Here is a 12,987-nt window from a genome sequence, read left to right as displayed (position 1 = left end):
ATGCATATACGTCCCGCCAGGACCGCAGAGCTCCCCACGCTCCAGGACATCGAGCGTGCCGCAGGCGAGCCCTTCCGAACGCTGGGCATGGCAGAGATCGCCGACGACGCCCCGCCCGCGATCGAAGTGCTGGAGCGCTATCTCGACGCGGGCCGCGCCTGGGTGGCGGCGGACACCGGCGACAAGGCCATTGCCTACCTGATCGCCGATGTCGTCGACGCCGCCGCACACATCGAGCAGGTCTCGGTCCACCCCTGCGCCGCCCGGCGCGGCGTGGGACGCGCCCTGATCAGCCATGTCGCAACCCACGCGGTCGACCAGAACCTGACGGCGCTCACCCTCACCACTTTCGCCGACGTTCCCTGGAACGCCCCGTACTACGCCCGGATAGGCTTCCGCACACTCGCCGATGCCGAACTGACGGACGGACTACGGCAGATCAGGCGCGACGAAGCCGCGCACGGCCTCGACCGCTGGCCGCGGGTGTGCATGCGGCGCGAGCTGTAACGGGTGACAGGTCAGACAGGTCAAGGGGGAAGCAAGTCCTTTGGTGATCGTGTCGGCCCTTGTCGCTGTTGCCTGATCTTCGCTGTCTGTCCAGGTCAGAGGGTATGCCTGTGATTGGCCTTTGTAGATCCTTCGCGGTTGCCGAGTTCCTCGCCGCCGTCGACGGCTGACCACCGCGGGCGGTACGGGCAGGCCCGCCCGTACCGCCCGCGCCGTCCGGACCGTCCCGCGGCGTCCGGCCGGTCGTGGGCCCGGCGCCCGGCCCCGCCGACCCGGGGATCGGGGTGACGCGGCCCGGGGGTGGGCGCCGGGCCCGGTCTCAGAGGCGCCCGGACGAGGGCGCCTTGCCCAGCGCCGTCACCGCGAGGGCCGCGACGGCGAGCCCGCCGCCCAGCCACATCACCGCGGTGACCCCGGCGCCGTCCGCGGCCAGCCCGCCGACCAGCGCGCCCAGGGCGATCGCCCCGTTGAACACGCCCACGAACAGCGAGGAAGCGGCCTCGCGCGCCTCGGGAGCCGAAGCCAGCAGCCAGGTCTGGGTACTGACCGACACACCGCCGTACGACAGTCCCCAGACGGCGAGCAGCACACCGGCGGTCAGGACGGAGCCGCCGAGCACCGGTACCAGCGCGACCGTGGCCGCCAGTACCGCGCTGATCACCAGCAGGGTGGAGCGCGGGGACCGGCCGGCGCCCGCGCCCGCCGCGAAGTTGCCCGCCACGCCGGCGACTCCGTACACCAGCAGCAGCGTGCCGATCATCCCGGCGCTCGCCCCCGAGACCTCCTCGAGTACGGGACGCACGTACGTGTAGGCGGCGAAGTGACCGGTGACCAGCAGTGCCACCACGGCCAGTCCGGTCCGCACCCGCTCCTCGCCGAACAGCCGCATCACACCGCTGAGCCGCACCTCCTGCTCGGCGGGCAGCCGCGGCAGCAGGACCGCCAGGGCGACCAGTACCACCAGCGCGAGCGCGCCCACGGTCCCGAACGCCGTTCTCCAGTCGGCCAGTTCGCCGATGTACGTACCCGCCGGGACGCCGAGCACCGACGCCACCGCGATACCGCTGAAGATCAGCGAGGTCGCGGAGCCGATCGACTTCGGCGGCACCAGACGTACCGCCAGGCCCGCCGCGATCGCCCACACCCCGCCCATGCCGATGCCGACCAGAACGCGGGCGGCCACCATCACCGCGAAGTTCGGCGTCCACGCCGCGAGCAGGTTGCCCACCGTCAGGACCGCCATCAGCGCACAGAGCACCGTCCGCCGGTCGAACCGCCCCAACAGCGGTATCAGCAGCGGCGCGGACACCGCGCCGACCAGGCCGGTGATGGTCAGGGTCAGTCCGGCGGTGCCCTCGGTCACCTTCAGCACGTCCCCGATGGGCGTCAGCAGGCCCACGGGCAGCATCTCGGACGTCACCACCGTGAACGTCGCGCTCGCGACCGCCGCGACGCCCAGCCAGCCGCGGATCGCGGATCGCTCCGGCACTCCGGTGGTGTCTGCAATTTCCTCAGTCTGTGCCATGCGACCAGCCAACCCGCCCCGACCTGCGGGAACAACGGCGGATCCCTCATCCTTCGATAAGCGGGGCTACTGGATCGACCGCGCGGAGCGGCGGTGTGGAAAGGGAACCTTGACATCCTCCCCCAGCTAAAGCAGCGGGATTCCCGCCTGGCTGCCGGTTGTGACCGGCTGGGCCTTCGGGTGGGTTCCCCGTTCGACGGGCCGGGCCTGGCGTGGGATTTCCACGCCAGGGCTTACCGGTCCTCCAGGGGCGTTTAGCCTCTCCGCCTGTCCGGCGGCGAGGATCACACGCGACGCATTGAGGTCACGATCATGCAGGGCTCCGCATCCGCCGCACGTCCACTCACGGACGTGCAGGGGTTTCTTCCCGTCCACGACCCAGCACAGGTGGCAGGTCTGGGACGACGGCAGCCACCGCGACACCACGCCGACGTGGCGGCCGTACCGGGCGGCTTTCTCCTCCAGTACACGGCGGAAGGTGCCCCACGCGGCATCGTGGACGGACTTGGCCATGCGGGTACGTGCGAGACCGGAGACCGCCAGGTCTTCGAGGTAGACCGCTTGGTTATCGCGGATCAGCCTCGAAGCCGTCTGGTGGCACCAGTCCCGCCGCGCGTCAGCCACCCGCGTATGGGCGCGGGCGACCTTGATGCGGGCCTTGGCCCGGTTCTTGCTGCCTTTCGCCTTCCGGCTGAGCGTCTGCTGAGCCTTCCTCAGCTGGCGCTCCGCGCGGCGCAGGAAGCGGGGATTGTCGATCGTCTTCCCGTCGGAGAGCACCGCGTATGTGGTCAGACCCAGGTCGATACCGACCTCGGATTCCACCGGGGCGAGATCCGACGGCTCGACCTCCACAACGAAGCTCGCGAAGTACCGGCCGGCCGCATCCTTGATCACGGTCACCGACGACGGGGCGGACGGCAGGGGCCTAGACCAGCGGACCCGGACATCCCCGATCTTCGCCAGGTTCAGCAGGCCGTTGTCACGGAGCCGGAATCCATTCTTCGAGAACCGGACCGACTGCCGGTTCTCCCGCTTCGACTTGAACACCGGCAGACCCACCCGACGGCCACGCCGTTTCCCGGTCACCGACGCGAAGAAGTTCGCGTACGCGGTATCGAGATCCCGAAGAGAAGACTGCAACGCGTCCACGGACACCTCAGCGAGCCACGACCGCTCCGGTGTCTTCTTCGCCTGGGTGATCACCCGCCGGGCCAGCTCGCCCGTGGGGATACGCGACTTGTCCGCCGCGTACGCGGCCTTCCTAGCTGCAAGCGCATCGTTGTAGACCACCCGGGCACAGCCGAACGTCCGGGCCAGCGTGAGGTGCTGACCCGGACTCGGATCGATCCGGAAGGAGTACCGCAGATGCATGTGATCAACCTACCGGCCGCCACTGACAACGCCGTTCCGCCCTGGAGGCGAAACTGCTTTCCCTGCCCTGCTCCGCAGGAGCTTCGCTTCCTCCCCCGGCTAAAGCCGGGGGTATCCACGAAGGAGAGCCGATGAGCGGTGTCGAGATACGCGAGTTGGAGACGTTCCTCGTACTCGCCCAGGAGTTGCACTTCGGACGGGCGGGCGAGCGGCTGTATGTGTCCCAGAGTCGGGTCAGCCAGCTGCTGCGCTCCCTGGAGAGCCGCATCGGCGCCCCGCTCGTCGAACGCACCAGCCGCCGGGTGCGCCTGACCCCGCTCGGCGAGAGCTTCCTCGCGGGCCTACGCCCAGCGTATGACGCCCTGCGCGCCACGGTCGACGAAGCGCGGGCCGCCGCACAGGGCATGGGCGGGGAGTTGCGCATCGGCTTCCAGGGCACCGTCGACGACTACCTCAGCCGGGCAATCGCCCTGTTCGGGGACCGGCATCCCGACTGCGCGATCAAGATCGTCGAGATCCCGCTCTCCGACCCCTTCGGGCCGCTGCGCCGCCAAGAGGTGGACTGCGCGGTGGTCCTGCTGCCGGTCGCCGAGGACGACCTCGTCCTCGGCCCGGTCTTCTCCCGGCAGCCGCAGACCCTCGCCGTGTCCGTCCGGCACCCCTTCGCCGCCCGGGAATCGCTCTCCGCCGAGGAACTCGCCGACTGCCGACTCATCGGCATCGACGGCGGCGCCCCCGAGTACTGGCGACGGGCCCAGGCCCCCGGCCTGACCCCGGGCGGCCTCCCCGTGCCGACCGGACCCACCGTCAACACGCTCCAGGAAGGGCTGAGTCTGACGGCGGCCAACCGGGGCGCCATGCTGCTGTGCCGGTCCACGGCCGACTACCACGGGCGCCGCGACTCCCTCACCTTCGTCGCGGTGCAGGGCCTGCCGGAATCCGAACTGGGCCTCATCCGTCACCGCACCCGGCCCTCCACGCAGGCGGAGGCCTTCGCGCTGGCGGTCACCGAGACCGCCGGGCCGGCGGCCTGACCGCGAAACCCTCTGCCGTCCTTCCCGAAGCCCGATCTTCACCCCGCGCCCCTCAGGCCCTTCCGGTACCTGCTCCCGTTCCATCTCGATTAACTCGCAGCCTGGGCAGCGGCTCGTCTACGGGATGTACGCGAAGTGGTCGCCCCCAACCTGCGCGTCCCGCTCCGGCACCCGCGTACCGCAGCCCTGGCGTACCGTGCGCGTGTACGCCAGATACGACAGGGCCGTTTCCCGGTCCAAGGCCGTCCAACGGCCGTCGCCCGCCGCGGTGAACTGCGAGTGAGGAATGCCGTACTGGTGGCACAGCTCCATGTCCCCGGAGGTCGCTGCAGGGCGGGGTGCCCCAAAGGGGCCGTGGGACCGTCAACCACGGATCCCACCAAGGTGAGGCCCTAAAGCCCCAGTTCGCGAGGGGATCGGGGCCCGGTGAGGCGCACAGAGACGTCTCCGCCTCACCGATGTGAGGTAAACGCCTCACGCAAAACACCCCTCCAACCCGCGTTTCCACAGGCCAGATCGTTCTGCGCGGGAGGCGAAGTGGGGCGGGTGGGACTCGAACCCACAGCCGACGGATTATGAGTCCGATGGTCGCGAGACGCGTATGCGCGGGACAGTCCTGACCGGGCCGGGGCCGGTCGAGAACCTCCACCTCCGTGAACTGCCGATGCCACAGCCCCCGCCAGGCTGGATCCGTATCGCGGTGCGCGCCTTCTGCCTGAACCGCTCCGAGCTGCACACCCGCCTCGGCCTCGCGGAAGGAGTGACCTTCCCGCGCGTACCGGGCATCGAATGCGTGGGCACGGTCGACGCGGATCCGGACGGCGAGTTCAGGACCGGACAACAGGTCGCGACGATGATCGGCGGCATGGGCCGCACATTCGACGGCGGCTACGCCGAATACACGGTCGTGCCGCGCGGCCAGGTCATCCCGTTCCGGTCGGACCTCCCATGGGAGGTCATCGGCGCGGTGCCCGAAACCTTGCAGACGGCGTACGGCTCGCTCACCACCGGCCTGGATCTGCGCCCCGGCCAGACCCTCCTCGTGCGCGGCGGCAAGTCGTCCGTCGGGCTCGCCGCCACGGCGCTCGCCAAGGACATGGGTGCCATTGTCCTGTCCACGACCCGGCAGGCCGACCGGGCCAAGGCGCTGACCGAGCACGGCGCCGATCATGTCCTGGTCGACACGGGACGCATCTCCGACGATGTACGGGACATCGTGCCAGGCGGGGTCGACGCGGCCGTCGAACTCGTCGGCACCCCCACCCTCCCCGACACTCTCGCCGCCACCCGCGTCCACGGCACGGTCTGCTTCACCGGAATGCTGTCCAACGAATGGACCGTGCCGGACTTCTACCCCATCGGCTACCTGCCCAACGGGGTCCGCCTGACCGGCTACGGCGGCAAGTCCACCGACCTCCCCGCCGCCGTACTGCAGGACTGCCTCGACAAAATCGCCGACGGACGCATCGCACTCGGTCCGCCGCAGGTCTACCGCCTCGAAGACATCCGCGAAGCGCACTCCGACATGGAACACAACCGCTCGGTCGGCAAACTGGTCGTCCGTATCGACAACCCCTGACCGCTGATCGATCGCTAGTCGCTGTAACGCTCCCGCAGCTCCACCTTCCTGACCTTGCCGCTGACCGTCATCGGGAACGAATCCATGATCGCCAGGCGCCGCGGGACCTTGTAATGGGCGAGCTGTTCGCGGCAGTACGCCGTCACCTCGTCCAGCGTCGGCGGGTCGTCCTGCTTGTGGGGGATGACGCAGGCCAGGATCTCCTCGCCGTAACGCTCGTCGGGGAGTCCGACCACCTGGACGTCGGAGATCTTCGGGTGGCCGTACAGGAACTCCTCGATCTCGCGTGGATAGACGTTCTCGCCGCCCCTGATGATCATGTCTTTGATCCGGCCGACGATCTGGACGTAGCCGTCCTCGCGGATCACCGCCAGGTCGCCGGTATGCATCCAGCGGCCCGCGTCGATGACCTCCGCGGTCTTCTCCGGCTCCTCCCAGTACCCGAGCATCACGCTGTAACCGCGCGTGCACAGCTCGCCCGCCTCACCACGCGGCAGCGTCACACCCGTCACCGGGTCGACGACCTTGATCTCCACGTGCGGCATGACCCGCCCGACCGTGCCCGTACGGCGCTCCAGATCGTCGTCGCGGCGGGTCTGGGTGGAGACCGGGGACGTCTCCGTCATGCCGTAACAGATGGACACCTCGGCCATGTGCATCTCGGCGACGACCCGCTTCATCACCTCCACGGGGCAGGGCGAGCCCGCCATGATGCCGGTGCGCAGGGAGGACAGGTCGTACGAGGAGAAGTCCGGGAGGCCGAGCTCCGCGATGAACATCGTGGGGACCCCGTAGAGGGAGGTGCAGCGCTCCTCCTGAACGGCCCGGAGCGTCGCAGCCGGGTCGAAGGACGGCGCCGGGATGACGATGCACGCGCCGCGGGACGTGGCCGCGAGATTTCCCATCACCATGCCGAAGCAGTGGTAGAACGGCACGGGCAGGCAGATACGGTCCTGCTCGGTGTAGCCGACCATCTCGCCCACGAAATAGCCGTTGTTGAGGATGTTGTGGTGGGAGAGCGTCGCTCCCTTGGGGAATCCGGTTGTCCCCGACGTGTACTGGATGTTGATGGGGTCGTCGCACGACAACTCGGCCTCGCGGGCGGTCAGTTGGGACGGGGTGACCCGCTTGGCCGCATCAAGGAGCACGTCCCAGGAACCGTCCTCGATGTAGTGGACGGCCCGCAGCCCGGGACAGTCCGGCCGCACTTGATCCACCAGCGCGCGGTAGTCGCTCGTCTTGTGGGACTGCGAGGCGATCAGGACCGAGATGCCCGCCTGGTTGAGTACGTACGCCAGCTCGTGCGCCCGGTAGGCCGGATTGATGTTCACCATGATCGCGCCGATCCGGGCCGTGGCGTACTGCACCAGCACCCACTCCGAGCAGTTCACCGCCCAGATCCCGACCCGGTCGCCCTTCGCAACCCCCGTGCCGAGCAGTCCGCGCGCCAACTGGTCGACGGCCGCACCGAATTCCGCGTACGTCCAACGGCCGCCCCTCCCCAGATCGACCAGCGCCTCCCGGTCCGGGTACGCCGCGATCGCCCGGTCGAGGTTCCGGCCGATCGTGTCGCCGAGGAGCGGTGCGGAGCCGGTGCCGTGCGTGTACGAGCTCATCGCAGGTCTCCCTCGGCGTACTCGGCGGACGAGCCCTTCGCCGTGCGCTCGCGCAGCTCGATCCGGCGGATCTTGCCCGACACCGTCTTGGGCAGCTCTGCGAACTCGATGCGGCGGATGCGCTGGTACGCCGCGAGCACCGACCGCGAGTGCTCGAAGAGCAGCTTGGCGGTGTCGGTCCCCGGCTCCCACCCCTCTGCCAGTACGACGTACGCCTTCGGCACGGACAGCCGCAGCGCATCGGGCGCGGGTACGACCGCCGCCTCCGCCACCGCCTCGTGCTCCAGCAGCGCGCTCTCCAGCTCGAACGGCGAGATCTTGTAGTCGGAGGCCTTGAACACGTCGCCGCTGTCAGGGGACGGATCTTGGCTTAGGAACAACCGGGGATCAACCCGTCCGTGCACCTCAAGGGGCGGGAGCGTCACCCCGCCTTCTGGGAGCAACTCCCCCGGCACGTCGATCAGCGCGTCCATGAGCTGCTCCCAGAAGCCCGTCTTCAGCCACCGCTGCCAAACACTGGCAAGGTTGCCGCCCGGAAGCGGCAGCTCGCTCCAGGCACAACCGTCAAGCGCCTTGTGCAGCATGGCGTCCAGCATGCCCCGGGGGTCCTTGGGGCGCCTACCCTTGCGCCCCGTGAAGATGGGCTCAACCTTCGCCCAGGCGTCTTCCGTCAGAACGGGAACACGGCGCTCACGCTTACGGAACCACGCGCTGATCCCGTCATCGCACCGGGCCTTCCGCGGAATCTCCCCCAGGATGGTGACCTGAACCTCCAAGAGGTCCAGAGCATCCGCCTGTTGGCGCGAATCCATCCCGCGCAGCCGGTGACGAGCCAGTTGAACCAAGCCCTGAAGATGGCGGCTTCGCTGCACGGCATGTTCGGATTCCTGCTGCCACAGCTTGGCGTCTTCCAGGAGCTCAACGGTTTTCTCCCGCTCCTTGGCCAGTGTGAGGACTGCCTGCTCGATGGCCACCTTGGCGTCACATTGCTTGGCAGCCACGACAACAGCCGCCGAAATGGCGGCGTCATGGGCAGCCACTTGCTTTTCCAGGCCGGCGATCCGAGTGGCATAATCCACGCGGCCCGACTGACCGAAATCGATCCAGTCCTCTGCCATGACCATCAGACGATCGGGGTCCTCCAGTAGCGCACAGACCTCGTCCCAGACCCTCTTCTCCAGCGCATCAGCGTTGATCTGAGCACAGTCGCACCGTGGCGCCCCTGCATATCCCTGCCCCTTGCCCGAGCAGCGGTATGCCCGTCCCCCGTCCCTGCCGATGCGACTGGTACCGGTGTAGTACTTGCCGCACGCCCCCACGATGCGTTGGCTGAGTGGGTGAACGGCAGCCTCCGGGATGGACTCGCGCGCACTGGTGGGCTTACGAGCAGTGCGGGCCAACGCGGCGTTGAGGCGCCTCAGTTCCTCCTTCGTGAACAGCGGCGGCAGCTCGATGATGACTGTTTCGCCATATAGCGGCTTTCCTGCGGAATCCAATCGTGTGCCACGTCGGCCACTGTTGCTGGCGGGATCCCTGTGGACCCGGATTGCTTCTTGAACCGCGCGGCCGGTCAAAATGTGCCGCAGCGATCCACGGGGCCAGTACTCCTTCGTCGGACCAGGGATTCCCTGCCGATTGAATTCGTCTTCTACCGCGTGAGGAGCCATTTCGTCTTCGACAATGTGCTTCCATGCCTGACGAAGCAGGGCCGCCGCATGCTCATTGTCGAGGGCAATCCGGCTCTTGCCGCGCTGCCCCTTGTCCTCGATACGCCAGCCGTACGGGGCAACACCGCCGGGATGGCCCCCCTCTTCGGCCTTCTCTTGAACGCCTCCCTGAGTGCGCTCACGGATGAGTTCGCGCTCTTCTTCGGCATAGTCCGCATCCTTGCGCATCTGGGAACGGCCGACGGCCGTGGTGTTGTCGTAGTCCTTCTTGACGACGGCGACGTAGACGCCGAGATCTTCGAGTTCCCAAACCCACTTCCAGAAGGCGCGACCGGTGCGGCCAATACCACGCCCCTCGTTGACCACCACCATGTCGAAGGGGCGGGGCGTTCTCCTGGCATCCTCCATCAGGCGCCTCAGATCAGGACGCTCGTGGGCCTCCAGACTGCCGCTGACCTCGTCAGAGTATGTATCGACGTGGGTCCAGCCCTTCTTCTCGATATACTTGGCGGTCCTCTTGCCGGTGTAAGCGATGCCGTACCCCTTGGCCTGCTCCTCGGTGGACACCCGGAGGTAGTCGACAGCACGCAATGCGGGCGTGAGAGTGTGGGTCATGTCAGTCCCCTTCGCGACTGGCCAGGCAGCCCATGGCTGCCCGGACCCCGGCGTGTTTGCTGCACCCCGGGGTCATCCATGCAGCGGGCAGCTTAGGGGGACGGACGCCCAGAGCGGGAGCTGAACAGTAGGTTCAGCAAACGGCGGTAGGTATCTCGGTCATGCTCTTCGTTGATCGCCCAGACCACGTGCACAGTGGGTTTTGATAGCCTCCCGAAGTGCATTTCGATCCAAGCAGAGGCTTCTTCCTCCGCTAGTGCATCTCCGCTCTGCGCGGCTCCGTCCTCGACTGCCTTGCCCTGACGCTCGCCCAGCGGTCGGGCATGCCGGGTCCTGCGTGCTGGTGTCCTCGGGAGGCGGGGTCGGCAGCGGTGGTGAGCCTCAAGTTGACGGCCAGGTGTCGCCGGGCTGTCACCCGGCCGTTCCGGCAGTCGCGCAAGGCCGCAGCGTTCATTGTCAGGGGACTGACTACCTTGTCGTCCGTCAAACCCCGAGTCTGCCGGACCCTGCCCAGTGCTCTCCTCCACTCGGCATAGCCCGGCCGAGCGTCTCGACACCCGACCCGCAGCCGACAGTGTGTCAACACGAGTCGGCTCAGGGGAACCTGCCGGGCCGCAAACCTCAGCGGCGGTGTCCTTGCGTGGAGGCGGGCTCATCGTGCGCCCTCCATTGACCTACCGCCCAGCTGTAGCCAGCAGCGCGGCGGACAGCTGTCGGTCAGCAGGAGGTCCAGGGCCAGTGCAGCTTGCTGGGGGACGACGCTATTGCCGAGGAGATGAAGCTGGGCAGCGCGGGTGAGGCCCTCGGTGGCGGTGACCCACCCGGACGGAAGACCCATCATCCACTCAACGAATTCGGCGGACAGCCTGCGCGTGCCGGACTGAGTGGGTATGGGCGCGGCGCGTTCACTCACACGCTCCCATCGGTGGATTGCGGGCAGGTAGTCGCCCCACCAGTGGGCAGGTGAGTGACGGCTGTTCTCAGGTTCATGCCGCCTTGGCGTTTCGGGGTCGTGCCCGCTCCGCCCTTCCCGTCCGATGAGGTCGGGGTGGGCAGCAGCAGGTACTCGATCTCCTCGGTCGGGGTGGGGCCGTGGCCTGCGGCCTTGCGTGTGTCGGAAGGCTGTAGCGGGGCAGGCTGCTGCTTCGCGGCAGCCCCCGTCGGCGTGCTCAGAGCAGCGAGCGTTGCCGCTGTGGAGGCCAAGGTGAGACTCCGGGTGCTGGGAGCCGCCGTTGCTGCCGAGGTTCGCCGTCGGCGTCTTCAGCAGCGGCACCGGGGAGACGGGCTGAGGGCCAGGCCGTGAGGAAGATCCGCGCGCGGCGGTGCGGGGCTCCGACGTTGCTGGCACGTACGCACATCCAGCCCGCGTCATACCCTCGGTCGGCCAGGTCCGCGAGAAGCACTCCGAGTGCCCGCATCCGAGGCGTACCGTCTGCGTCTCCCAGACACCGCGGGCAGGGTTCCAGGTCGCGAAGGGGAGAGGTTCCGGAGCGGGTTGAGAGGAGCCCTCTGACTTTCTCGATCACCACCAGATGCGGGCTGAGGGTTTCGACGGCGGTCACGATGTGGTGCCACAACCCGGAGCGGGTGCCGGGGACGAGGCCGGTACGGGAGCCGGCCACGGACAGATCCTGGCAGGGGAAGCCCGCCGTGAGGACACAGACCGGCTCGACGCGCCCCCAGCCGATCTGCCGGATGTCGCCGTGGTTGGGGACGTCAGGCCAGTGCCGGGAGAGCACCTTGACGGCGCCGGGGTCGGTCTCGGCGTGCCAGACGACGCGCCCGCCCAGGGCGGCCTGGACGCCGAGATCGAGTCCGCCGACGCCGGAGCACAGACTCCCGATACGGAGATCAGCGGCGTTCATGGGCAGCCTTGTTCGAGCAAACTCGGGCGCGGAATGCGGCCTGCGCGCGGGGGTTGCGGGACGAGTAGGGCTGGGTCTTCGTTTCGGTCCGCCCGTACTCGGGTTCGTGGCAACTCACCGGGAACGGGCCCCTGCGAACCACGAGCGTGTCCTCGTGCGCGATCAAGGCGAGGGTCGCCGCCGGTGAGTTCATCGACGATGCGCAGGCCGCGACCGCGCTCCGCCAGCAGCTTCAGCAACGCGTCGATCCCGCCTCCGCGTCCCTCGGGATCAGCCTCGAAGGGGGCGGCCGAGGGGAACGCCGGGATCGCGGGAATGCGCGGATCACCGTCTTCGATCTCGCAGATGTACTCGGCCGCGGTACGCCGGAGCCGCATCTCGTACGGCCCCGGGGCGTGCTCGGTGGCGTTGGCCACGAGCTCGGATACCGCGAGGACAGCATCGCTGATGTCCTCTCCGCTCAAGCCGAGTTGAGCGAGAACGCGGCGCAGCTCGGCTCGGGCGCGCGCGGGGGCATCAGGGGTGCAGCTGGTCCAGCGGCAGACGACCATCGTTCGTGCGGTCGAGCGGCGCGGCAGTTTCGGCGTGCTCATCGTCGGCCTCCCCGTGCGGCGTGGCGTCCCGTGCGGACCCGGCGGTGACGCCCGGTCCCGGGGCGGACGCAGCGCTGCACATCTGCGAGCGCGTACGGACCGGCCTTCGCCAGCGCGGTGAGCATCAGAACGGTGGTGAACACAATGGGTGCCATCAGCGGGCCTCCCTGGTGATCGCGGCTGGGACACGACCACGACACCGCCGCCCTGCGAAGAGCGGACCACCCCATGCACAAGGACTTTGAGGACTTCCCGTGCGCGGACGTGCATCGGCCGCTTCGCCGGGGAGGCCGGGTGCGGCATCCGGGGAGCTGGCGAAGCGGCCGATGCGGATCGGGACCGGTTTGCGGCTATCCGATGTCGCCGGCGAAGGTCGCGTTCTCAGCTACAGCACGGCGGCCGTTGCTCTGGGCGGGGAGGTGAGCGTCCGGACCACGGGAACCACAGCGTCCAGCACTCGTGGCCAGCACCAACAACGAGGTGACGACCCATCAGAACGAGCATCAAATGCGCGTCACGAGCGTCATTTCAGCATCAACATATCGCCTGTAACGCCCACAACGCACATAATGCACACCCGAGAAACCGCAGGTCAGACGCCCTTTGTCGCGGGGC

The 12,987-nt window shown here is 68.3% G+C and carries 11 protein-coding genes and 1 tRNA gene; 3 read left to right on the top strand and 9 right to left on the bottom strand.

Going from position 1 to position 12,987, the window contains the following annotated elements; all coding sequences use genetic code 11:
• Positions 1–507, top strand: coding sequence for a GNAT family N-acetyltransferase (locus tag J7I98_RS29115; RefSeq protein WP_214928012.1), 507 nt, complete (start codon positions 1–3; stop codon positions 505–507).
• A 319-nt stretch (positions 508–826) separates the two neighbouring features.
• Here J7I98_RS29115 and J7I98_RS29110 read toward each other — a convergent pair whose 3' ends face one another.
• Positions 827–2,032, bottom strand: coding sequence for an MFS transporter (locus tag J7I98_RS29110; protein ID WP_214928011.1), 1,206 nt, complete (start codon positions 2,030–2,032; stop codon positions 827–829).
• Positions 2,033–2,158: 126 nt separating this feature from the next.
• Positions 2,159–3,403, bottom strand: a complete 1,245-nt coding sequence (locus J7I98_RS29105) for an RNA-guided endonuclease TnpB family protein (protein ID WP_214928010.1) — start codon at positions 3,401–3,403, stop codon at positions 2,159–2,161.
• 131 nt (positions 3,404–3,534) lie between these two features.
• Here J7I98_RS29105 and J7I98_RS29100 point away from each other — a divergent pair, with 131 nt between their 5' ends.
• Positions 3,535–4,437, top strand: coding sequence for a LysR family transcriptional regulator (locus J7I98_RS29100; protein ID WP_214928009.1), 903 nt, complete (start codon positions 3,535–3,537; stop codon positions 4,435–4,437).
• A 117-nt stretch (positions 4,438–4,554) separates the two neighbouring features.
• On the opposite strand, the gene J7I98_RS29095 is transcribed toward J7I98_RS29100, so the two are convergent.
• Together J7I98_RS29095 and J7I98_RS29090 are read right to left on the bottom strand one after the other, a co-directional pair.
• Complete coding sequence (locus J7I98_RS29095; protein WP_214928008.1) at positions 4,555–4,749, bottom strand: hypothetical protein; 195 nt, start codon at positions 4,747–4,749, stop codon at positions 4,555–4,557.
• Positions 4,750–4,975: 226 nt separating this feature from the next.
• Positions 4,976–5,114 (bottom strand) — tRNA-Met (locus J7I98_RS29090).
• Here J7I98_RS29090 and J7I98_RS29085 point away from each other — a divergent pair.
• Complete coding sequence (locus J7I98_RS29085; RefSeq protein ID WP_214928007.1) at positions 5,102–6,016, top strand: zinc-binding dehydrogenase; 915 nt, start codon at positions 5,102–5,104, stop codon at positions 6,014–6,016. The genes J7I98_RS29090 and J7I98_RS29085 overlap by 13 nt on opposite strands.
• A 14-nt stretch (positions 6,017–6,030) precedes the next feature.
• Here J7I98_RS29085 and J7I98_RS29080 read toward each other — a convergent pair whose 3' ends face one another.
• The 5 genes from J7I98_RS29080 to J7I98_RS29060 all read right to left on the bottom strand — a co-directional run bounded on the left by J7I98_RS29080 (position 6,031) and on the right by J7I98_RS29060 (position 12,527).
• A complete protein-coding gene (locus J7I98_RS29080) occupies positions 6,031–7,632 on the bottom strand; it encodes an AMP-binding protein (RefSeq protein WP_214928006.1) in 1,602 nt (533 codons plus the stop codon).
• Positions 7,629–9,914 carry a recombinase family protein gene (locus tag J7I98_RS29075; protein ID WP_214928005.1) on the bottom strand — a complete coding sequence of 762 codons (2,286 nt, stop codon included), beginning with the start codon at positions 9,912–9,914 and terminating at the stop codon, positions 7,629–7,631. Before J7I98_RS29075 ends, J7I98_RS29080 begins: the two co-directional genes overlap by 4 nt.
• Before the next feature lie 1,169 nt (positions 9,915–11,083).
• Positions 11,084–11,779, bottom strand: a complete 696-nt coding sequence (locus J7I98_RS29070) for a DNA cytosine methyltransferase (protein WP_214928004.1) — start codon at positions 11,777–11,779, stop codon at positions 11,084–11,086.
• Positions 11,776–12,372, bottom strand: a complete 597-nt coding sequence (locus tag J7I98_RS29065; protein WP_251021362.1) for an ATP-binding protein — start codon at positions 12,370–12,372, stop codon at positions 11,776–11,778. Before J7I98_RS29065 ends, J7I98_RS29070 begins: the two co-directional genes overlap by 4 nt.
• Positions 12,369–12,527: a hypothetical protein gene (locus J7I98_RS29060; RefSeq protein WP_214928003.1), complete on the bottom strand. Its 159-nt coding sequence runs from the start codon at positions 12,525–12,527 to the stop codon at positions 12,369–12,371. The genes J7I98_RS29065 and J7I98_RS29060 overlap by 4 nt, the downstream gene beginning before the upstream one ends.
• Between the last annotated feature and the right edge of the window lie 460 nt (positions 12,528–12,987).

Source organism: Streptomyces sp. ISL-98, from assembly GCF_018614055.1.
In the GTDB taxonomy this organism is placed as follows: Bacteria; Actinomycetota; Actinomycetes; order Streptomycetales; family Streptomycetaceae; genus Streptomyces; species Streptomyces spiramyceticus.
This window is presented reverse-complemented; position numbering and strand designations above follow the sequence as displayed.